Source organism: Rhodothermales bacterium, assembly GCA_013002345.1.
Lineage (GTDB): Bacteria > Bacteroidota > Rhodothermia > Rhodothermales > JABDKH01 > JABDKH01.
The window spans coordinates 1-21,559 of sequence record JABDKH010000346.1 but is presented as its reverse complement, the minus strand read 5'-3'; the positions used below and the strand labels follow the sequence as shown (position 1 = coordinate 21,559).

Genomic DNA, 21,559 nt, shown 5'->3' with positions numbered 1-21,559 from the left:
GGGTATCACGGTCGCGCGAGGACTCCAGGCCGTCTCGCTCAAGAAGTCAGACTTCGTGTCCGTCGACACTATGTTGGAAATCGGTGGTTCGCCCAGTCTGTACTTCGAACTGGAAGCGGATCCATCGACGCAGTTGGCATACGAGATCGACGTGCCGGAGGGGTCATCCTCGTCCGTGGCCGAGGTTGAACCAGTCGATCGGTCAACTACGAGAACTCGAAATACGGATGGTGCTCGCGAGACGTCACCTCAGGCCACTGCAGCTATCGATGACGTGACTCCGGAACGCCGGTCTACTCCCGTTCGCGAGGTTCAGGAGGATACGCCCTCAACGGGCGCCATCGTAGTGACATCCGAGCCATCGGGAGCATCAGTGTTCCTGAATGACAGGGCAGTTGGCGAAACTCCGCTGACCATAACAGATCTTGTCATCGGCAAGGCACGTGTGACGATGCAGAGAGAGGGGTACGTGCCGTACGAGACCGAGCTGAACGTCATGCCGTCCATTCAGACGCCGTTTCACGCCGTACTCGCGCGTATGAAGGGGCGAGTCGAATACCTGTCGGAGGCCGGGGCTGAACTTTATGTGGATGGAACACTCATCCAGCGGTCGACGCAGGTCGGGAGCGTCGAACTGGTCGACGCCGGTCAGCGCGTGGTTCGTCTCGTTCATCCGAAGTACGGGGAATGGACTTCGACGCTCGACGTGCAACCCGATAGAACGACACCGATCGACGTCGATCTAGTGGATCATGCGTTTTCGGCAGCGCTCGTGGCTGGCGATAAGCTCTTCTCGGAATCGCGCTATGCAGAAGCCATCGAAAAGTACAACGAGGCCCTGTCGTTCCGTCCCGGCGCCGAGGTGGTTCAGAACAAGCTCGGCCTGGCTGCAAAGGGGATGACGGAGTCCGGCATACCTTCGGCCGACGAAAGCGGTGTCTACACGGTTGTCGATGCTGCCCCTCAACTGATTGGAGGTCTCGAGGCGCTGCATGCACACGTCGATTATCCGGAGGAGGCCTACAACGCCGGCGTTCAGGGTCGGGTGTATGTCCAGTTCGTCGTGGACGAAAACGGACGAGCTCAAGACCTGAAGATCGCCAAGGGGCTGCCGATGGGCTGCAACGACGCTGCTATTCGAGCCATACAGCGTGCGAAATTTACACCGGGACTCGTGGATCGTCTGCCGGTCAAGTCCAGGATGACGTTGTTCGTCAACTTCGCCATCAACTAGCCTTCAGGGCCGGTGAGCAGCGTCTCACCGGCCTTTTGCTTTCTGGCATAGAGCATTATCCAGGCCCCACGCATCGCAATCATCAGTGCGACGGCGAGAGCGGGTTCGGGAAGATCCTGAGGGATCAGTTCCCACACCGCGACGAGGATGACCATTGCAGCGGCGCTGACCATCGCGTACCGAATCATCTGCCGACTCAGCCCTTTCCTCGCAAGCAGCCCGGCGTACACCAGGTGAGTCGGCCACGCCCACGCGAGATTCCAGTTGGCGCCGGTCACGTTGTGCGACGTGCCGAACCACATGAACAGGAGAAAACACCCGATCAGACCCACCAGACTAAACAGGATCACGTCGACCCGCTCATTGACCTCCCCGCGCCGGGCCTCCATCAACGTGATGACTGCCAGCCAGAGGCAGATGGCCCCCAGCATCAGACCGGCCCATGGGAATCGAGACTCTGCACGCCGGTACGACGGAATACTCAGGAGCGTGTCGCGCCGCAAGACCAGAGATCGGTGCGCGCCCGTCGAATCCGTCAAGACGCCCTTGTCGAACAGACTGGACAAATGATCCGGCAGAAACGTTGTCTCGCGCGGAGACGCACGGCGATCGACTCTGGCCCCGAGTAGCAGGTCGATTCCAAGTCGAAGGAACGATCTCTCTGTCAGGTAGGGCGCTAGAAGCTCGCGAAAAGACACTGCGCCCGAATCAGAATCCTCGAATGAAACCTCACCCGCCAGCGCAGTTTCGAGCGCGTCCCGAATCCGTGTCGAACAGTTGTCAAACAGAAAATCATATCGGTAGTACCGATTCTCGGTTCTCGCATTCTCCTGCAGGAACTCGAACAGTCGATTCTGCTGATCCCCGGACAGCGCGAGGCGCTGCTCAAAAACCGGCCGACCCTCGACATCCCGGTAAAGCCGAAGTGCGTTATCGAAGTACGCCACGCTCAGGTAATAGTCGAGATCTCCCCGAGTGAATTTGGGGACGAACATGGGATCGTCGAAATGGAAGGTGCCGTAGCTGAAGGAATAGTCGATGTTCTGATCGGGGTCGCGGACGCGCAGTGCCGAGTGGCCAAAAAGAGAATAGACAGCTTCGCCAGGCAGAACGGTTATCAGCGAAATCGAAGCTGAATCAGACAGCGTGTCGACCGACTGAGCCGAGGCCTCCAGACAAGTAAGCGCCGAGTTTCCGACGCCACAGACAAGAAAGGTCGCGAGGATGACGGCTTTGCTGCTCAAGCGTCGGTCCGGATTCTTCTAGGAGACTTTGCTGCGGCGCGGGACGAACATACCCCGTCTCGCGTTAAAATACGTCTATCGTGATGCGTCCAGAAACCGGTTCGGGGTCAGTTTGAACAAACGCGAGATGGCATCCTTCGTGATCCGCCAACTGCGGAAAGCAATCCCGCGGCCAGAGACGGAGCTCGAGTACACGGATCCGTACGAGTTGATCGTCGCTGTAATCCTGTCGGCACAGTGCACCGATGAACGTGTCAATATGGTTACCCCTGAGTTGTTCGAGAGATTCCCGGACATCCGTGCGCTATCCCTGGCAGACCCGACTGAAATCCTTCCGTTCATCAAATCCGTCACGTACCCGAACAACAAGTCACGACACCTCGCGGCCATGGCGCGAAAGGTGGTTGACGAATATGACGGGAAGATCCCCGGAACGCTGAAGGAATTGATGACTTTGCCGGGTGTCGGTCGCAAGACGGCTCAGGTTGTGGCGTCCGTAGCATTCGATGTGGATGCCTTGCCCGTCGATACACATGTGTTTCGAGTGGCCAACCGGATTGGACTTGCATCGAAGGGCCGGACTCCGCTAGCGGTGGAGAGACAGCTCAAGAAGGCGATCCCCGAGACCGACTGGTCGGAGGGGCACCATCTGCTCATACTCCACGGACGGTACACGTGCACAGCGAGATCCCCCCGGTGCGACGCGTGTTCGCTGACAAAAGTGTGCGGCTACTACAGCTCACTCCAGAAGCTGCCAGAGCCCTTGAATGGGCTTTCTCCTCGCAAGGGCAAGTTCTACTGCCGAACCCGCGATCACTATTTTGACCGACCCGACTCGCGCGTCGACCGTAACGGAACTCGACAGGTCGCCTGTCCGAAATGCGGATCGATGAATGTCTACGAGTCGCGCACCGGAATAACCACCAGGCGCGTCCGGGACTATCGAGTTGCCTGACGAACATTCATTGATCGTACGACCATGAAGCCTTCAGATAGACACATTCTTATTATTCTCGATGGCTATGGAATTGCCGAGGACGTTTCCGTCAGTGCGATCGACGCTGCACGCAAACCGTTCCTGGACGACGTGTTTGCACGGTACCCCAAGTCGACCCTTGAGGCTTCCGGATTGGCCGTAGGTTTACCGGAAGGGCAGATGGGGAACTCTGAGGTGGGGCATATGAATCTGGGTTCGGGGCGCGTTGTCTATCAGGACATCACGCGAATCGACAAGGCCATCGTCGACGGGTCGTTCTTCGAGAATGAGATCCTGTTGCAGGCTGTTCGGCAGGCGTCGAATGCCGGGGCGAAGCTACATCTCATGGGCCTGTTTTCGGACGGCGGCGTGCATTCCCACGTGAGTCATCTGACGGCGCTGCTCACGCTCGCAAAGGAGCATGGCCTTGAACGGGACAAGGTCTGCCTGCACGCATTTACGGATGGGCGCGATACCGATCCGGAAGGAGGGAAGGTATATGCGTACGAGTTCGTGGAGGCAGCGGAGAGAATTGGCGTTGGTGTTCTTGCGAGCATCGTCGGCCGATACTACGCAATGGATCGGGATAACCGGTGGGAGAGAACGGAGCTCGCGTATCGGCTACTGGTTTATGGTGAGGGCAGTACGTACTCGGATCCCGTTGCTGCGTTTGAAGAGAGCTATGCGAACGGAATCACGGACGAGTTCATCAAGCCTGCGCGCCTTGAAGAATTCGACGGAGCCAGCACGCGCATCGAGATGGGCGACGTCGTCATCTTCTTTAATTTCCGCGCCGATCGAGCACGACAGCTCACGCGCGCACTGACTGATCCCGCGTTTGACGGATTCGATGCGGCCCGACTCGACCTGATGTACGTCACATTCACGCCGTACGACGCCTCATTCGATCTTCCGATTGCATTTCCGAAAGTCAATCTGGTCAAAACCCTCGGCGAAGTCATCTCGCGCAGCGGGCTGCGGCAATTGCGAGCTGCGGAAACCGAAAAGTACCCGCACGTGACGTATTTCTTCAGCGGTGGTCGTGAAGCCAGGTTTGAGGGTGAAGACAGGATTCTGGTTCCGTCACCGAAGGTCGCGACCTACGACCTCCAGCCGGAGATGAGCGCGCCGGAGCTGGCGGATCGGGTAGCCGCAGCGCTTCGGGACAGGAAGTATGAACTCGTCATAGTCAACTTCGCGAACCCGGATATGGTTGGTCATACCGGAGTATTCGAGGCCGCCGTTGCAGCGGTGGAGGCCGTGGATGCGGCGGCTCGCAAAGTAGTCGGGGCCGCTCTGGAGAGTGGGTACTCGGTGGAGATGATCGCGGATCACGGTAACGCGGACAAGATGAGGAATCCTGACGGGTCGCCACACACGGCGCATACCACTGCCCTGGTACCTCACGTCATCATACACGACGACTTTGCCGGCCCGATTCGACCAGGGAAACTGGGTGACGTCGCACCTACGATACTGGCACTTCTCGGTATCGATCGCCCCGTCGAGATGACGGGCGATGTGTTGATTGATATCGACTCGGGCGTCTAGTCGATCCGAATGTCGAACGCCATTCTGGCCTGCACCGTGGCGTGATCCCGCAACGCCTCCTCGAGTGCCTTCATCTGCTCACGCATAGCGCGTTCGGCGGCCGACGTCGTGACATGCGTCCAGGCGCTCACGGCTTCGGCCTCGAGAGATCGGGTCATCCGCTCGAGGAAGGTCTTCGGACGCGGCAGGGAGCGAGTTGAATACGATCCCGGCTCCAGACCTGCGAGATCGGCTGCAATCTCAGTGGCATCACCGAGGCCACCAAGCACATCGACGAGTCCGACGTCCTTTGCCTGGATGCCCATCCAGACTCGACCCTGGGCAAGTTCTTGAACATCTTCGGTTGTCATTTCCCGATTCTCGGCGACGATGTCGATGAATCTCGTATAAGTCTCGTCGGTCAGGTCCTGAAGAAGGCGGGTCTCTGCCTCGCTAAGTGCGCGTACGCCCGATAACATGTCGGCGTAGGGACTCGTCCGAACACGGTCGAAGGTGATTCCGAGCTTGTCGTCGAAGAAAGCGCTGGTATTGAAGAAGAGGCTGAAGGCGCCGATCGATCCGGTAAGGGTCAGGGGTTCGGCCACGATCGTATCCGCGGCCATCGCCATCCAGTATCCTCCGGAAGCCGCGACGTTGGCCATCGAGACGACAACAGGTTTCTTCGCCGCTGTAAGCTCGACCTCGCGCAGCATAGCATCTGCAGCGGGGGCGAATCCGCCCGGTGAGTCGATTCGAAGAACCACGGCTTTCACATCATCCGATTCACGCGCCTCTTTTATCGCCTTCGCGAAGGTCTCCGAACCAATCACTCCCGCCGAGAACGGTGTTTCTTCGTCGCTGGCGCCGCCGACTATGGTACCCACGGCATACACGATGGCAATCTTACCTGCTTTGCCCTCCTTGAGGCCGGCCGAGGACGCCGGCACTTTCGCGTATCGCGCGAGCGAGATCGTCTTGAGTTTTCCATCGGGCTCCACAGCAAGCCGCTCCTTCCATCGAGCGATCACCTGGTCGTTGTAGATCAACTCGTCGACGAGACCCATGTCGACAGCTTCATCTACTCGCAGGATGGCATCGTTGGATGCGCGCTCCCGAAGTTCCTCGACCGACAACCCGCGTGCTTCCGAGATGGTCTGCAGGTATACACCTTCCTGCGCAACAAGCAGATCGTTGAGCTGTTGCCGGTTCTCTTCAGACATACTGCTTCGCTGGAACGGTTCCACGGCCGACTTGAACTTGCCCGACCGAACGATCTGAGGCTCGATACCCAGCTTGTCGAGCAAGCCCTTGTAGAACGTGGCAACGATGGCGAACCCATTAAACTCAAACAGTCCGCCCGGAGCGGCGAATACGCTATCCGCTACACTGAGGAGGAAGTACTCGCCCTCCATGGTCATGAAATCGTCACTGGATGCATACACCGGTTTGCCGGTCGACTTGAATTCAGCAATTGACGCCCGAAGCTCCTGGGTTGCTGCCCACGGAATCGAGCTGCTGCGCACACGCAGCCACAGACCTGTGATGCGATCGTCGACCGCTGCCTTCTCGAATGCCCGCTTTGCGGAGCGCAGATCCAGCGACGGCTCGTTGGCGAGTAGCTGCGCAAACGGATCTCCAGAAACGAGCTCGGGCATGCCGCCCGACAACTCCGCTACGAGGAGCGTCCCTTCACGAACGCGTGGGACATCTTCCGAAGAGGCGGCGAGCGCGAAGATGAACATGAAGAAGAACAGCACCGCTATACCCAGAGCGATCAGGGTTCCGAGTGTGCTGGCAGCCAGCGTTGAGAAAAACTTCATGGTGTTCGTTCAGTTGGTTCGACAGCATTCCCGACCGCACTCGTTACGGTTGCCCCGGTCTTTGTTGCAGGCCTAAGTTAAGGTGGAGTCGGCTCCCGTGGCCTTCCTCCGCGCAAGCTTCAATCTTCTCGATTTCCAGGTTGCTGGTCACAGTATGGAAACGGTTCTGCAATACGAGATTCCGGCCCTCCACCCACTGGCGGTGCACTTCCCGATTGCACTCCTGATCGCGGCATTTGTGGTTTGCGCGATCTGGCTGGTCACGGGCGGACGCCTGTGGCGGCGGTCGACAACCATACTGCTGGTGGCCGGGGCGATGGGTTCGGCGTTCGCCTATTTCACCGGGGAGGCGATGTACGAGATGTCGGAAGACATTCCGGTTGTCGACGAGCTGATCGAACTGCACGAGACGCTGGCGCTCGTCACGCTGTGGATCGCGGTGTTTCTGTCGCTGGGCGCGCTTGTGTTGGAATATCTCGGCAGATCGGCACCTGACGACACCATTGATCCCGTTGCGATGCGGTTGACGGCCTTTGTGTGCCTCCTGGCGGTGGCCCTGGTCGTTGCGGCTACCGGACACGTAGGCGCGACGATGGTGTGGGGCGTGGCTCGATAGAGCGGGGCAGCTCGCGCCGAGCCGCCGACACTGGTGGAATATCGTACAGTAAAGTAGACACTCGGGACACGTTCGGACCCCCTTCCGGGCCTTGAATCGACGTTTCGGGTCTCTCTCGAGCCGTTTCCGGCAGATCGCCGCGGATGGCACATCAATCGCATTCATCCTGGTCAGCGGGCGTCGGACACGCCCCCCTAAAATCACGAACTGACCAAGGTGAGCGAGATGAAAACAGGATTATACCGAGCAGCAGCCGTTCGAGTGCTGGGCATGTGCATCCTTCTAGTCGCGACGCTGGTCTCACCGGAGGCCGTGGCGCAAGGGGGGCGCGCCGACAGTGGTCGCAACGATTCCAACGTACGAGTCGAGCGCAAGAAGGCCGGATCGCGCGGCACCGTGGCGAGCAAACGGACGGTCGCACGTAACAAGGTGGCCGCTCGCACCGTCAAGCAGAAGCAAGACAGGAACCGCAAGGTGGCGGGTCGCGGATCCACCCGCACGAAGACTCGTTCGGGAGACGCGGTCGCGACGCGCGACAGGAGTCGTGAAACGAAATCACGGAGCGTCGAGCGACGAGATCGTAGTCGGTCCGGCGACGCGGTTGCAGCGCGCGACAGAAATCGTGAAACGAAGTCACGGAGCGTCGAGCGCCGAAACAGTAACCGCTCCGGCGACCGGGGACTTCGACAGCCCGACAGGCGCACCAGGACGGATCGGGTTGACGGTCGCGACCGTACAGGGCGCGCGAACAGAACGACCGACCGCCGCGTCAAGGATCGAAAGGGAGCACGCTCCCGATACACGGGACCGAAGTATAGCGGTAACAAGTCGGTACGACATCTGTACGACCGCCGAGACCGCTTCTACTACCACAAGAGGAGCCACCGCGCGCGGTACTCGTGGTGCAACGTGTACCATCCCGCGGGTCACCATCACTACGCCAACGCGCACATTAACATAGGCTCGCATGTCTACCTGGGTCTGACCTGGCCGTGGAATTTCCGCTACCGGTACGACTGGAGGCCGAGGTTCCGTTACCGTCAGGTGGTATACATCGAGACAGGCTGGGGTGGTCGCCGGCGCGACAACAAGGTCGAGGTGCATACGTACTACCGGCACCGGATACTACACGCCGACGACCGGTACTCAGAAGTGGAGATCGAGATCGACGCCGTGGATCTATATCAGAATGGAAGATTCCTGTCGACCGTTGACCGGATCCCCGGCTCGCTCAAGAAGGTGCGTGCAATCATACATGCAGACGGTCAAATCGAATTCGATCGGAACCTCTTCATCATAGGTGATGCGGGAACCGGCTTCGAGTTGATCGCCACGAGGTACTACACCGATCATCTGTACAATGCCTATGATGACAGGCACGGGTTCAAGGTGGGGCGTGTCGACCTCAGAAAGGGAAAGGTCAAAAAGGTGCGACGGAGTCGCTTCTTCGACCACGGACGCTTCGTTGGCTACGCACCCATATCCCTGCTGCCCGATGACGATCGACTCTGGGACTATGGACAGCAGCCTGTAAGCGATCGCTACAACAACCGCGGACGAGAGACCGGATGGTCCAGAGATTATCGAGGCAACGATCAGCCGTACTACGACGGTGACTACGAGCTGAGCCGCGATTATCTGGATAGCTACCAGACATCTGATGGTGGCGAAGCCCGGCTCGAGCGCGCAACGGTTGTCGATCGCCTGAACTGAACAACGACAACACTTGATTCATTGCGAGGCGCCGCCGGTTCTGCCGGTGGCGCCTTCTTCTCTCCAAAAATCCACGGTCGTGACATGTACCGCGGGCCCTGGCGATGAAACCCACGCCCGTCGGTGGAGGTACATCTTAACTTGGCCAGCAGCGCTAATGCGCCAGTTTGTCAGGAAAGCCGATTTGTCGATCGTTGTGAGGGCCGTAAAGAGCAGGCCCGCTTCGTCACAAAGGGCGATCCTGGTTTTGCGCCCGAAACGGGCAGGCTTTTTGGTGTCATCTCCCTGACATGAATACAGATTCCAGCGACGTACGAGCCGAGTCGGTCACGCCTCCGCTTTCCGATCGGGAGCGAGAGATCTTACGCGTGGTCGTGCAGAGTTTCGTGGCCACAGCGGGCCCCGTGGGCTCTCGCTACGTGTCCCGGAACTCAAACCTCGGGCTGAGTCCGGCTTCGATTCGGAATACCATGAGTGACCTCGAGGAACTAGGGTTACTCGAACACCCGTACACTTCCGCCGGGCGAGTTCCGACCGAGAAAGGGTATCGCACGTTTGTCGACGAGCTCATGGAGTCGCCAGAACTGTCGTCGTTGGATAAGAAGGCGATACAGCGCGAGCTCGATTCGATCGCAGGCGATACAAGAAAGCTTGTGCGCGAGAGCTCGAAACTACTGGGTCGTCTGACGAATCTGCTCGGGGTTGTGCTCAGTCCGCGACTGTCGGCTGGAGTGCTCGAGAGACTGGAGGTCGTCCCACTCTCATCGACGCGACTGATGTTCGTCATAAGCGTCAGAGGCGGACTGATTCGTACCATCATCCTGCAGGTCGAATCCGATCTTAAGCGCCACGATCTCGACGTCATCGTAGCGATGCTCAACGAGCGCCTGGCCGGTTTGCAGCTCGAAGAAATTCGCAAGACTTGCTCTGACCGCGTCAAGGATCTAGACACCGAGGTCACGGGCATCGTGCAGCTTGTGATGCAGCAGCAGGCCAACCTGTTTAGCGAAGAACCGGATGGCAGTCGACTACAGTACGGCGACACAACGGATGTGATGGCGCAGCCGGAATTTTCGACACCCGCAGATATGCGCAGCCTCATCGAGTTGATCGAGGACAGGGATATGGTGGCGAATCTGCTCGAACATTCGGTGGACCAGGAAGACGATACCGGGCGAGCGGAGATTCGGATCGGTTCAGCCGTAGGCGGCCAATCCGAGGTTAACGACTACTCGCTTGTGACGGCGCGATACATGCTGGGCCAGACCGTCGGTACCGTCGGCGTTCTCGGACCCAAGCGGATGGATTATGCCCGCGTTGTGGGCCTCGTGGAAGGAATGGCCGCACTCATGTCGGGCCTTTCGACCGAAGTGAAGCATTGACCTAATCGGTTTTGTTAAGACGAATGAAGAAGATCGAAGTGCAAGACGCGGAACCGAATACTGCTTCGGCGGAGGAGCATGTGGACACGTTCGAAGAGCATGCCGGAGAGTCGCGAGTGGGCGACGGTGTCGATGACAGCGATGGTGCGGACGGACAAGCTGCCGTGCCGACGCCCTCAGAACCCGAAGGTTTTCAGCAAGAGCTTACGCCTTCCGACGAAGTATCCGTCTTGAAGGACCGCCTGCTGCGCCAGGCTGCAGAGTTTCAGAACTATCGCAGGCGGGTTGAACAGGAGCGTCAGTCCGACGTGAAGTTCGGGCAGAGCCTTGTCATTCAGCAGTTGCTTGACGTGTACGACGATCTGCGGCGTTCGATTGAGGCCGCGGAGGAGACTGCGCGCGGTGAACAGGTCGACACGGAAGCTGCATTCGACTCGCTCATAGGCGGCGTCGAACTTGTCTTCAAGAAGTTCTCGGACGAGCTACAGAGATTCGGCGTTGAGCCGATCGAAGCAGTTGGGAGCGAGTTCAACGAAGACGAGCACGAAGCGATGATGCAGCAGCCGGCACCGGATGGCACCGCGCCGGGTATCGTGCTCGCTGAGATTCAGAAGGGATTTCGAATGGGCGACCGGGTCCTCCGGCACAGCAAAGTGGTTGTTGCTGGCTGACGAATAGAAGCCGCGATGCGGACGCTCTGACTATGCGTGACTATTACGAAATACTGGGCGTAAGCCGGGACACGGACGAGAAGACGCTAAAGAGCGCCTATCGGAAGCTTGCCCTGGAACATCATCCCGATCGAAATCCGGGTGACAAGGAAGCGGAGACGAAATTCAAGGAGGCCGCCGAGGCCTACGAAGTTCTTTCGGACCCGGCAAAGCGTCAGCGGTACGATCGCTTCGGACACGCAGGGGTCCGCGGGAACGGAGCGGGCGGTGGTGCCGGCTTCCAGGATATCAATGACATCTTCAGTGCCTTCAGCGACATCTTTGGCGGCGGTGGCAGCATCTTCGATGAAGTGTTCGGAGGAGGCGGTCGGACCCGCGGCAGAACGAGGCGACAGGGGCGGCCCGGCAGCGACCTGCGTATCAAGCTGCGCCTGACGCTGGAAGAGATCGCCGAAGGGACTGAGAAGAAAATCAAGGTCCGGAAGCAGGTCGCGTGTGAAACCTGTACCGGCACCGGTGCACGGCCTGGCTCGGAAGGCTACTCAACCTGCAGCACGTGCGGCGGTGCGGGCGAAGTTCGCCAGGTGACGCGCTCGGTGTTCGGGCAGTTCGTTAACGTCCAGGCGTGTCCTTCCTGCCAGGGCGAGGGCCGCGTGATCAAAGACGCCTGTACGGACTGCGGGGGCGAAGGAAGACAGAAAGGTGAGGAGACCATTCCCATTACCGTGCCTCCGGGTGTACTCGAGGGACACTACCTGACTTTGCGTGGCGCTGGAAACACAGGAGTCCGGGGCGGAGAAGGCGGTGACCTTCGGGTTGAGATCGAAGAAATCGCTCACGACGATTTTGTGCGCGAAGGTCTCGATATCCGGTATGACCTGTATATCTCGTTCCCGGATGCGGCGCTCGGAACCGAGGCCGAGGTGCCGACCCTCAAAGGACGAGCCCGGCTTCAGATTGATCGGGGCATCCAGTCCGGAAAGATCCTCCGAATGAGAGAACGGGGACTACCAGATCTGACCGGTGGCCGAAGAGGCGACCAGATGGTCAAGGTGCATGTGTGGACACCGACGGAGCTGAGCGACGAGGAGAAGAGAATCCTGAAGAAGTTTGGCAAGTCGGATTCGTTCGTTCCGGCGCCGGAGTCGCTTGAAGAACAGAAGTCGTTCTTCAGCAAGGTAAAGGACGTATTCAGTTGACGAATCAACGGCCGGCCCGAATAGTCGACAGCGGCCAGTGCATATCCATCTGTAAGCAGGACACTCCGCGATGACTGGAATTTCAGGTGAGAACCTTCGCGAAGTTATGCGGCTGCTTCCGTCGCCGGTGACCGTAGTCACGGCCAGCTACGATGGCGAGATACGCGGGATTACAATCGGGTCGTTCACGAGTACCTCACTTGAGCCGGCACTCATCAGTTTCAACGTCTCGAACGATTCTCCCATGCTGGACATGCTGAGTCGTTCCAGCGAGTTCATCGTGCACTTCCTCAAGGCATCTCAAGACGATGTCTCAGAACGATTTGCAGTTCCGGATCAGACCGGAGATGAACAATTTGATGGCGTTGAATACTCGGTTTCAGCAAAGGGGTCCCCGCTGCTGGACGGTACGCTGGCGCGCCTAACGTGCAGCGTTTATGCCATATACGAGGCTGGAGACCACGCTATCATTGTCGGCCTCGTCGGCGCAGCGGACGAGCAGGAGCCCGGACGGCCGCTGATATACCATGACCGTGGATATCAGTCGGTTGGCTAGGTACGCGCGGGCGTTACGATGAGAGCGTCTGGCACCTCAATGTTGTAGGCTCCGATGCCGAACAGCGCTAGATCGTAGCGGCAGGGATCCGCAGGGTCCATGCTTCGACATACCTCCGTGAGCTCCACTGCTGCCTTCCAATCGTTCGTAGCACGCTTCAGCATTCCCAGTCGCCTCGCCTGGCGACCGCTGTGCACATCAAGCGGAAGAATCAGCTGCTCCGTCCGGATTGACGGCCAGATTCCCAGATCGAAGGGGCCCGGTCTGACCATCCAACGCAGGTACATGTTCAACCTTTTGCAGGCGCTGCCGCTGCGGGGCCTCGCCAGGTGTTTCGATAGCCTCTTTGGTGTCGATGGATGCGCCGTCATGACAGACTCCGAAAATCCCTGTATTGCAGTCTCGGTAGACGCCTGATACTGACCCAGGTGTGCAGCGAACATCTGTTCGACGCTTCCGAATCGGCGGACCAGCGCGCCGAGGTTTGCCGTGAGCCACTGCGCATCCTCGGGCTTAAACGTTCTGTGTTTGAAACCAGCCAGTTTGCCGGAATCCCTTTCGATCCGGAAGTCCCTGACAAAGCGATAGGGCTGATAATCCATACGCTCGCACAGGTCTTCCATCTTGCCGAGAATCGTGCTTCGTCGACCCCAGGCGAGGAGGGCAGCGTAGAGACCAATCACCTCCTGATCGCGTGGATCGTCGAAGCCGTGCGGAATGGCGATCGGGTCGAATTCGATAAAGGTGCGGTCTTCAAAACGCTGCACGAGAGTATTGAGGAAACTCGTCAGCGGCAACTCGCTCGTCGTATGCATGCGTCGCACGCGTGTTTCACTGGTGTGCCCGTTCGGCGTCAGCGGAACTGGATGGATCGACCTGCAACGTGCGTGCTATCTATCGTCCTGGGATACAGCCGGACCCGCCGGCGATCAGGATACGCCCGGGCTACCCGGCTTCGCCACAACAGGAGCTCAAGTTCCACATTTGAAAGGGCGTTCGGAGAAAACCGGTCTGAGATATCACGCCGCTCCTCTGGATCGACGATATAGTTGAAAACGCGCGTCGGGGCCTGCTTGTGAAAATACATGAACTTGAGAGAGTCCCTGCGCAATGCCATCACCTTCCTGTCGTCAACGGAGTGGTGATACAGCGTCCTGTCTCTCGCGACAGGACCCAGGAGTGACGAGCCCGGCAACTCGCCGTCGACAAGCGCTGTGTTGAGCAGGTCGGATATGGTCGGAAGCAGGTCGAGGTGCTGTCGAATACCCGAGATGCGCGTGCCGGCCGTGATGTAGTCGGGAGCAAAGAGTACTGCCGGAACCTGAAGCGCTTCGTCCCAGACTACATTGCCGTGCGTACGCTCCATGTGCTCTCCGAACGCCTCACCGTGGTCACCCACGATGATGAAAACCGTGTTACGATCAAGCTCGAGCTTGTTCATCCGCCGCATGAAGTCACGCAGGAAGTCATCGGTATATCGAAGAGCGTTGTAGTAGTTGCCGAGTTCGGGATCTCTCGTCTCGTAGTCGCGGCTGGCAAACTCGTCAGGCACATCGTACGGGTGGTGACTCGTCAATGTGAGGAAGTTCAGGAAGAACGGATGCCCGTCTTGCGATGTCGTCTGGGCCCATCGGATGGCCGGTTCCAGTGCCGCTCGATCCTCGTACCCGAAATACGCTTTCTTGTGGAATCCTTCGTGTGACAGATCTTCGGAGCCAACGAGATCTCTGAAGCCAAGGTTCTTGAGAATGACGTCCTTTCGCTCGAACTCCATTGTTGCAGATGTAAAGAACGCGCTTCGATAACCGAGCGGCTCAAGAAGAGCCGGCAGCCCTCTGCCCGGAATCGCATCCGGTGTCGCCTCCACGAGATCACGTCCCGGGCGGGAATAGATTCCCGCGTAAATCGGAACGAGAGACTTGTTTGTATAGCTGACCACTGCGTACATGTTCTCGACGAGCGCCCCGGCCTGTGCCAGCGAGTCAAGGAATGGCATTGTCTGATGATCGGAGTTGTAGGGCGTCGAGGACCGACTCCGAATCGACTCCAACAGGATTAACACGATGTTCGGCGTGATCGTGGAATCTGTCCTTTCCATTTTGAGCGCCAGAGCGTCGAAGGCACGACCAGCCGATGGTCCCGTGTCGACGTCAATAATGCCGGAGCCGCCTGCGATGTCTTCAGCGGCCGCTCTTACAATCCGATGAAGGCTGCCGGAGTTGACCGAGGATGTCATCTCGACGGGCGGCGTTAGCAGCAGGATGAGTATGAGGGGCGTCAACGTGAGCACGGTCGATGGTCGGATGTCGGTGCCTGCGGCCTGCCCGCGGGCTCTCGTCTGTGAGAGGACCCATACGACAGCCGACCATAGACCCGGCAGGGTCATCAGTGCGAGATGTTGTATTGTGATGCCGTCGGCCAACAGCTCCCGGACGGTGCCGAAATTCGAGATCGAGTACTTGAGGATGGGCCAGTCGGCCGGGCTTCCGGTCGCAAGAAAGTAGCCAAACCCCGCCAGCGATACGGTCATGATGATCGGCACCAGGAGGTGTACGGCGATTTTGGTCGCACGACCGATCCTCCGTCCTCCAAAACTGAGCAGAAGGAGGGTGGCACCGATCAGTGTGAGTATCATCAAAATATCTGCGCGCAGGACCTCCAGGGTAGCCGGGGTCACCCACTCCGTTATCCACCACGGTGCGAACTTGTAACCAAGTCCTGTCGTGACGGCTGTCGCTGCCGTTGCGATTGTCGCAGGAATGATGGCCGGGAGATGGTTCAGGCGGACGCGGGCGGCCCAGTAGACGCAGATTCCCAGCAACACGATCAGGAAGGGAAGCGGGCCGTTGGTCCACAACAGTGTTTCGACCGGTACGAGGGCGCCTCGGCGAAGCATCGTGGTTTCCAGCAGTCGCAGAAAGACGATCTGCAGGATGAGTGGCACGAAGAGCAGGCCCAATCGTGTTACGTCGGGAGTCCGGGCAGCGACGCGTGTCGCGCCTCGTTCGAACTTTCTGTCTCTCGGCATCGGGAAAAGGTCTGGCGGGGTCTAACTCGCACATCGAGCGGCCCGTAAAACGGCCTGGGGAGCTGCTATTCGGGTGCTGCCGGCTCGATTGAGATATCGGACATCGCGCGGTCTACTCAAGGCCGCGACCACGAGATTTCTGCCGTAACTACGCCGTGGCGAACAGTTTCAGGGCATACGTCAGATCGACGTTGCCGCCGGATATCAGGATGCCCGTCCGCGCGTCGCGGAGGTCCACGGTTTCGGTGAGCGCGGCCGCCAGGGCGAGTGCTCCGGTCGGTTCCACCACCAGCTTCATGCGTGCCCAGAGGAACCGCATCGCGTCAATCAACTCTGCATCGGTGACGGTCACCATGCCATCAACGTAATGTTGCACAAGGGGAAACGTGATCTTTCCGAGCGATGGAGTGCGTGCGCCGTCGGCGATGGTGTCCGGATCCTTCACGGTTTCGAGCTTGCCGCTGTAGAACGAGCGGGTCGCATCGTCCGCAGCGGCCGGCTCTACACCGATGATGCGAATCTCGGGCCTCAATTGGCGGGCTGCGATGGCGCACCCCGACAGGAGCCCGCCGCCGCCACAGCAGACCAGCAAGAGGTCGAGGTTTTCTACGTCCTCGAGGAGCTCCAGGCCGGCTGTTCCCTGTCCGGCTACGACATGCGGGTGATCGTACGGCGGGATGACCGGAAGTCGGCGCTCGGTCGACATCGCAGCGGCCAGCTCTTCACGCGTTGTCTCCTCTCGCGAATAGGTGACGACCGTAGCTCCATATCCCTTCGTTGCCTCCAATTTGACTCTGGGAGCATCGTCTGGCATTATGACCGTGACCGGTACACCCAGAAGCCGGCCGGCCAGTGCGGTCGCCTGAGCGTGATTGCCGGACGAATAGGTCAGCACACCCGTGCGCCGCTGATCCTCGTTGAGCATGCTCAGGGCGTTAAAAGCGCCCCTGAACTTGAAGGCCCCGGCTCGCTGGAAATTCTCGCATTTCAGGAAGGCCGAGCCGGATACATGCGCATCCAGCGTGCGTGAGGTCATGACGGGCGTCCGGTTGGCGTTGCCGTCCAGTCGTGCCGCGGCCGCCGTGACATCGTCGAACGTTACCGGCAGAGGATGGTCTGGCTGTGGATCGCGCATGCCGAGAGTAGAATTGTGACGATCCATATAAGCAGAGCGGCGGCCGGAGGAGCTTCCAGCCGCCGCCTGCGACAGGAAAGGGGAGACCCACTCAGCCGGTTGCCTCGTCGTCAGATCCCGACGAGTCCTCAATCTCCTCGAATTCGGCGCGTGCCTCTCGTTCAACTACGACGCGAACGTCGCTCACGAGAGCGGCGAACGCACCGACCGCCGCCAGAACGGGGGCGAACAGGATCGCTGCCGTCATGCCGCCAACGCCAATCGAAAGCGGCAACTCCATAACGGTTTTGTCATCCTTCTTGATGATGATGCGGCGGGCATTACCCTCCTCAATGATGTCGCGGACCTTGTCGACAAGTTCGTTGCCCTTCACCTTCACCTCTTCGAAAGAGATCCGGGGCTTGTCTGTATCTGTCATGTCAATGGCCATCTGTTTAGGTGCACTGTCCCGTCGCAATGCGGGGTGACCCGATAATCGCGACCGCTCCATATCTGTACGGAGCGTACCTCAACTGGTTTCTCGTCGGGATTTCCCTGGATGTCATTTCGGCATGAATCCTGATCCATTACACGCACCGCTGAATGCGGGCCCGTAGTGGCCGATTCGGAGGGGTCGGAGAGAAAGATTTTCAGCGGTCAGGAAGATGTTTCCGCCCTTAACGGGCTTGTTTAAGTGTCTTTTTGACTTGCCGATACTTGAAGCCGACTACTACGGGTGACGAGATCACCTACTTCAACACCAGTCTTCATACAACTAAATACTTAGGGAGAGACTACAATGGGTCAACAGCAACTTCTCCTTCTCGTTCTTGGAATCGTGATCGTCGGTCTGGCGGTTGTGGTTGGTATCCAGGCTTTCAGCGAGAACCAGAAAAAGGCAAACGCCGATGCGCTCGTTAACGATGCTATCCGTATCGCTTCTGACGCACAGGCATGGATGCTGAAGCCAGAAGCCTTCGGTGGCGGCGGCAACAGCTGTGCAACGACTTGTTCCTGGACAGGAGCCGACTTCTCGCAGCTCGGCTATGCGACCGGAACCAGCGGCACATACTCCAACCTGAACGGTGAGTTCACGATCTCAAACAGCGGTAACACGCTGACGATTTTGGGAGCGAGTACGGCGAACGGCAACGAGGTAACAGTCCTCGTCACCGGAACCACGCCTGCCGCAATCGCGACAACCGTCGACACGAACGCTTAGGGCTACACGCCTGATGGCAGTTCAACCGCGGTAAATCGCGGATGACTTCAGCGGCATCTCTGTTGCGGGCCACGCCCCGGCGGGGATGTCGCTGAGTCATTCTGATCAACTTTTCTAATCGAGACTTTATCCCCCAATCGCCATGGGACAGCAGCAACTCCTCCTTCTTGTCATCTCGATGATCCTGGTCGGAATCGCAATCATGGCTGGATTTTCAGCGGCCGAAACTAAGCTAAAGCAAAGTGAGGTCGATACCCTGATCAATCGAAATCTCACTATCGCGTCGGAAGCAGTGTTCTGGAAGACAAAGAGAGATCCCTATAACGGTGGGAACGCGAGCTACGCCGGGCTTTCGTCCGACGGCATGCAAACTCTCTTCCTGGGCGAGTCGACGCATAATGGCACATTCAAGATTACGCACGCTACAACCGACGAGCTCCAGATCACGGCCGTAAGCACCAGCTATCCCGAGGTAGGTGTGCGGACGTTTGTGACAGGCTACGGTATTGATTCGACCGCCGTTCGCTACGACGGAACGATCACCATCAACTGAACCGATCTAGTTCCACCCAAGCATCCCACCATCGATGGCCGTAAAAGAATACAGGTTCACAGGGCAGGGAAATAACGGGCAGCCTGTACAGGGCACCGTTTTCGCACCATCAAAGCGCGCTGCCAAACAGAAAGTCAACACGCTTTCTGAAAAGCACGGCTTCCGCACGCGCGGCGTGCAGGAACGAAGTGTCTACCTCTACAAGGTTCGCCATCCGAACGGCAAAGTCGTCAACGGCGAACAGAAGGCCTTCTCGCAGGAGGAGATCTCGACGGCCCTGGGCAAGATGGGCCTCGAAGTATTGAAGGTCAACAAGAAATTTGTCGACATCCAGCGCAAGCCGCCGCGTGGCGACATGATTATGTTCGTCCGTCTGGCAGCAAACCTTCTCAAGGAAAAGCTGCCGTTCGACGAAGTACTCAACCTGCTCGTCAACGATGTGTCGTCGAACAGTCTGAAGCAGGTCATTCGCGACCTTAACGGAGACCTCAAGAGCGGCATGGAGGCACAGCAGGCCTTCATGAAACACCAGCACATGCTGGGCAAGTTCACGGCGTATATGCTCGGGATCGCGTCGCGTAGCGGTAACATGTCCGAGATCTACGAGGCTACTGCGCGGTTTCTAGAGAGGCAGAACGAGTTCCAGAAGAGCGTTCGCAGCGCCATGATCACGCCGGCCATCACCATTGCGGTATTGATCGCTGCGTTCGTCTGGTATGTCTGGTACATCTTCCCGGAGACGGCTGGTCTGTTCGAAGGATTCGGCATCGAGCTGCCGCCGATGACCAGGAAGACGCTTGCGTTTTCACACTGGCTGGACGAAAACTACGGCTGGGTGCTTGGTCTTCTCGTGGCCATGGGAGTCGGCGGAATCACGTTTGCCAGATCTCAGAAAGGCAAGTTCATGATCGACAAGTCGATTATCCGGATTCCCATAATCGGAACTCTGCTGCACAAGCTCAACATCGAGATCTTCTGTCGCGTGTTCTCGGTTCTGTACTCCGGTAGCGGCGACAATATCAGTGTTATCAAGATCGCTGCCGAAGCCTGTGGTAACTCTTACATGGAGCACCGGGTCAAGACGATCACCGTTCCCATGATGGTGGCCCAGGGTGCCGAACTGGTTCGATCGATGGAGGCCAGTGGAGTCTTTACGCAGATGGCCCTGGCGCGCTTCCGCAGTGGAGCCGAAACGGGTAACGTGCGGAACTCTGCACAACAGATGGCGGACTACTACGAGGCCGAGACGACTCTCAAGCTTAAGGAAGCGGTAGAGGGTATTCAGACCATCGTGGCCGTCATTATTACCGTCGCCATTTGTTTTCTGACCGTCATCTCGTCCGAGATCGCACTGATCTCGCCGTCGAGTACAGACATCATGGGCGTCTGATAACCAGCAACCAATCGTTCCACCCACCCCGAAAGTCCTGCAGTACCGTGGAAGCATCCCAATCGAATGAGGAACAGGCGGGACGCTGGTCGCCGATAAGGCCGGACGACCACCCTGCCGATGACAACGAACTCGACAATATCCTCAGCGACGACGAAGCGTTGCTGGACCTTGATAGCCTGGATGACCTCGAGGAGTCGGACCTGTCCCTGCTTGGAGAACTCGAAGATTCGCTCGGGGGTGAGACCCTCGAAGACGGAGGGTCCAATCTCTGGGATCTGATACTCAAGGATCCAAAGCTGTTCATCGAAGACGAGCTGGACGCGGTAACGGGTGAGCTTGTCGACGCTGTCGTAGGGCCGACCGACCGCCACCAACCTCCCCCCGCCGTCATAGACGTTATTGAGCACCGGGAGGAAGAGTACGTCGCACAGGATGAGAGCACCGATGACGATAACTCGTCATCAACGGACGCCAGGGGTGATTCGCCCGGGATGCCGGATCACCCCGCTCCGGCGTCCGACGAATCGGTAGAGGCAGAGTCGCATCTCCCGGTTGATGAAGAAGCCTTGCCGGGCGCGTTCCCCCGCGACCGGGTGGTCGCCATGATGCTCCGAAAGCGGGTCATCACGGCCGAGCATGTGGAGAAAGCGAAAGAGCTCGCGAAAGACCATCCGCGAGAGGTGCTCTGGCGGGTAGTGGCGCTGGTCCCCGGCGTCGATACTGATGCTGTTTTCGCAACAGCCGCCGCCGTCTACGCATTTACCGAAGCTCCTATCGGAGATGGCAAGCCCAACCCGGAGTTCGTCCGCCTCGTGATGAACACCTTCCCCGAGGAGAAGCGCTCACAGCTGCTGGAACTGAAGGTAATACCATACGAGGCGGAGGTCGGTCGAAGCGGAAACCACCGACTCGTATTTGTCTCGCACGACCCGGCTCGACCGGATCTTCAGCGCCTCCTGCAGGAGCTAAAGGTCGGACGCATTGAGATTCGATACGCCCCTGAGTCGCACATCGCAGGGCAGATTGCGGAGCTCTTCCCGAAGGAGAATCAGTACCTGCAGCGACTGACGGACGATCCATTTGCCGAGGACCTGGGAACGAGTTACCAGGATGTTGAGGGTGATCTGATCGATGAGGAGGCGCTCGAGGCCGAGATCTCAAGATCGACGCTGATCAATCTCTTCGAAGCGTCACTTATCGAAGCCGTCCGCCAGGGTGCGTCGGACCTTCATATCTATCCAAATGCCAGACGTCAGGTTGAGATACACTTCCGTATCGACGGTCGCCTGCGAAAATGGCATACCGAGG

Annotated in this window: 19 protein-coding genes; 13 read left to right on the top strand and 6 right to left on the bottom strand. The window is 58.5% G+C overall.

The window, feature by feature from the left end; translation table 11 throughout:
• Positions 1–1,234: TonB family protein (locus tag HKN37_16340; protein NNE48222.1), on the top strand; the 1,234-nt coding region annotated here is incomplete at its 5' end.
• On the opposite strand, the gene HKN37_16335 is transcribed toward HKN37_16340, so the two are convergent.
• Positions 1,231–2,478 (bottom strand): DUF4105 domain-containing protein, encoded by a 1,248-nt coding sequence (locus tag HKN37_16335; GenBank protein NNE48221.1) that lies wholly within the window; start codon positions 2,476–2,478, stop codon positions 1,231–1,233. The two genes, HKN37_16340 and HKN37_16335, sit on opposite strands and share 4 nt — an antisense overlap.
• Positions 2,479–2,605: 127 nt before the next feature.
• Here HKN37_16335 and nth point away from each other — a divergent pair, with 127 nt between their 5' ends.
• Together nth and HKN37_16325 are read left to right on the top strand one after the other, a co-directional pair.
• Positions 2,606–3,433 carry an endonuclease III gene (nth, locus tag HKN37_16330; protein NNE48220.1) on the top strand — a complete coding sequence of 276 codons (828 nt, stop codon included), beginning with the start codon at positions 2,606–2,608 and terminating at the stop codon, positions 3,431–3,433.
• Positions 3,434–3,457: 24 nt separating this feature from the next.
• A complete protein-coding gene (locus HKN37_16325; GenBank protein NNE48219.1) occupies positions 3,458–5,005 on the top strand; it encodes a 2,3-bisphosphoglycerate-independent phosphoglycerate mutase in 1,548 nt (515 codons plus the stop codon).
• On the opposite strand, the gene sppA is transcribed toward HKN37_16325, so the two are convergent.
• Entirely contained in the window at positions 5,002–6,804 is a 1,803-nt protein-coding gene (gene sppA / locus HKN37_16320; protein NNE48218.1) for a signal peptide peptidase SppA, read from the bottom strand. The genes HKN37_16325 and sppA overlap by 4 nt on opposite strands.
• A 97-nt stretch (positions 6,805–6,901) precedes the next feature.
• Here sppA and HKN37_16315 point away from each other — a divergent pair, with 97 nt between their 5' ends.
• From HKN37_16315 to HKN37_16290, 6 genes are all read left to right on the top strand, one after another.
• A complete protein-coding gene (locus HKN37_16315) occupies positions 6,902–7,420 on the top strand; it encodes a hypothetical protein (protein ID NNE48217.1) in 519 nt (172 codons plus the stop codon).
• Between the two features lie 225 nt (positions 7,421–7,645).
• A complete protein-coding gene (locus HKN37_16310) occupies positions 7,646–9,133 on the top strand; it encodes a hypothetical protein (protein NNE48216.1) in 1,488 nt (495 codons plus the stop codon).
• A gap of 290 nt (positions 9,134–9,423) precedes the next feature.
• Positions 9,424–10,515, top strand: a complete 1,092-nt coding sequence (gene hrcA / locus HKN37_16305; GenBank protein ID NNE48215.1) for a heat-inducible transcription repressor HrcA — start codon at positions 9,424–9,426, stop codon at positions 10,513–10,515.
• A 23-nt stretch (positions 10,516–10,538) separates the two neighbouring features.
• Positions 10,539–11,186, top strand: a complete 648-nt coding sequence (locus HKN37_16300; GenBank protein ID NNE48214.1) for a nucleotide exchange factor GrpE — start codon at positions 10,539–10,541, stop codon at positions 11,184–11,186.
• Positions 11,187–11,218: 32 nt separating this feature from the next.
• Positions 11,219–12,385, top strand: coding sequence for a molecular chaperone DnaJ (gene dnaJ / locus HKN37_16295; protein NNE48213.1), 1,167 nt, complete (start codon positions 11,219–11,221; stop codon positions 12,383–12,385).
• Positions 12,386–12,455: 70 nt separating this feature from the next.
• Positions 12,456–12,941, top strand: coding sequence for a flavin reductase family protein (locus HKN37_16290; GenBank protein NNE48212.1), 486 nt, complete (start codon positions 12,456–12,458; stop codon positions 12,939–12,941).
• Here the strand turns inward: HKN37_16290 and HKN37_16285 are convergent.
• From HKN37_16285 to HKN37_16270, 4 genes are all read right to left on the bottom strand, one after another.
• Positions 12,938–13,756, bottom strand: coding sequence for a TIGR02757 family protein (locus HKN37_16285; GenBank protein ID NNE48211.1), 819 nt, complete (start codon positions 13,754–13,756; stop codon positions 12,938–12,940). The two genes, HKN37_16290 and HKN37_16285, sit on opposite strands and share 4 nt — an antisense overlap.
• A gap of 38 nt (positions 13,757–13,794) precedes the next feature.
• A complete protein-coding gene (locus HKN37_16280) occupies positions 13,795–15,969 on the bottom strand; it encodes an LTA synthase family protein (protein ID NNE48210.1) in 2,175 nt (724 codons plus the stop codon).
• A 148-nt stretch (positions 15,970–16,117) separates the two neighbouring features.
• A complete protein-coding gene (locus HKN37_16275) occupies positions 16,118–17,104 on the bottom strand; it encodes a threo-3-hydroxy-L-aspartate ammonia-lyase (GenBank protein NNE48209.1) in 987 nt (328 codons plus the stop codon).
• Positions 17,105–17,195: 91 nt separating this feature from the next.
• The gene (locus tag HKN37_16270) at positions 17,196–17,522 is read right to left on the bottom strand and encodes a DUF4342 domain-containing protein (GenBank protein ID NNE48208.1); all 327 of its coding nucleotides are present in this window, start codon (positions 17,520–17,522) and stop codon (positions 17,196–17,198) included.
• Positions 17,523–17,882: 360 nt separating this feature from the next.
• Between HKN37_16270 and HKN37_16265 the strand changes: the two genes are divergently transcribed.
• The 4 genes from HKN37_16265 to HKN37_16250 form a co-directional block, all read left to right on the top strand.
• On the top strand, positions 17,883–18,305 hold the full coding sequence (locus HKN37_16265; protein ID NNE48207.1) for a hypothetical protein: 423 nt from the start codon (positions 17,883–17,885) through the stop codon (positions 18,303–18,305).
• 142 nt (positions 18,306–18,447) lie between these two features.
• Positions 18,448–18,858 carry a hypothetical protein gene (locus tag HKN37_16260; GenBank protein ID NNE48206.1) on the top strand — a complete coding sequence of 137 codons (411 nt, stop codon included), beginning with the start codon at positions 18,448–18,450 and terminating at the stop codon, positions 18,856–18,858.
• Between the two features lie 34 nt (positions 18,859–18,892).
• Complete coding sequence (locus HKN37_16255; protein ID NNE48205.1) at positions 18,893–20,248, top strand: type II secretion system F family protein; 1,356 nt, start codon at positions 18,893–18,895, stop codon at positions 20,246–20,248.
• A gap of 47 nt (positions 20,249–20,295) precedes the next feature.
• Positions 20,296–21,559: hypothetical protein (locus HKN37_16250; protein ID NNE48204.1), on the top strand; the 1,264-nt coding region annotated here is incomplete at its 3' end.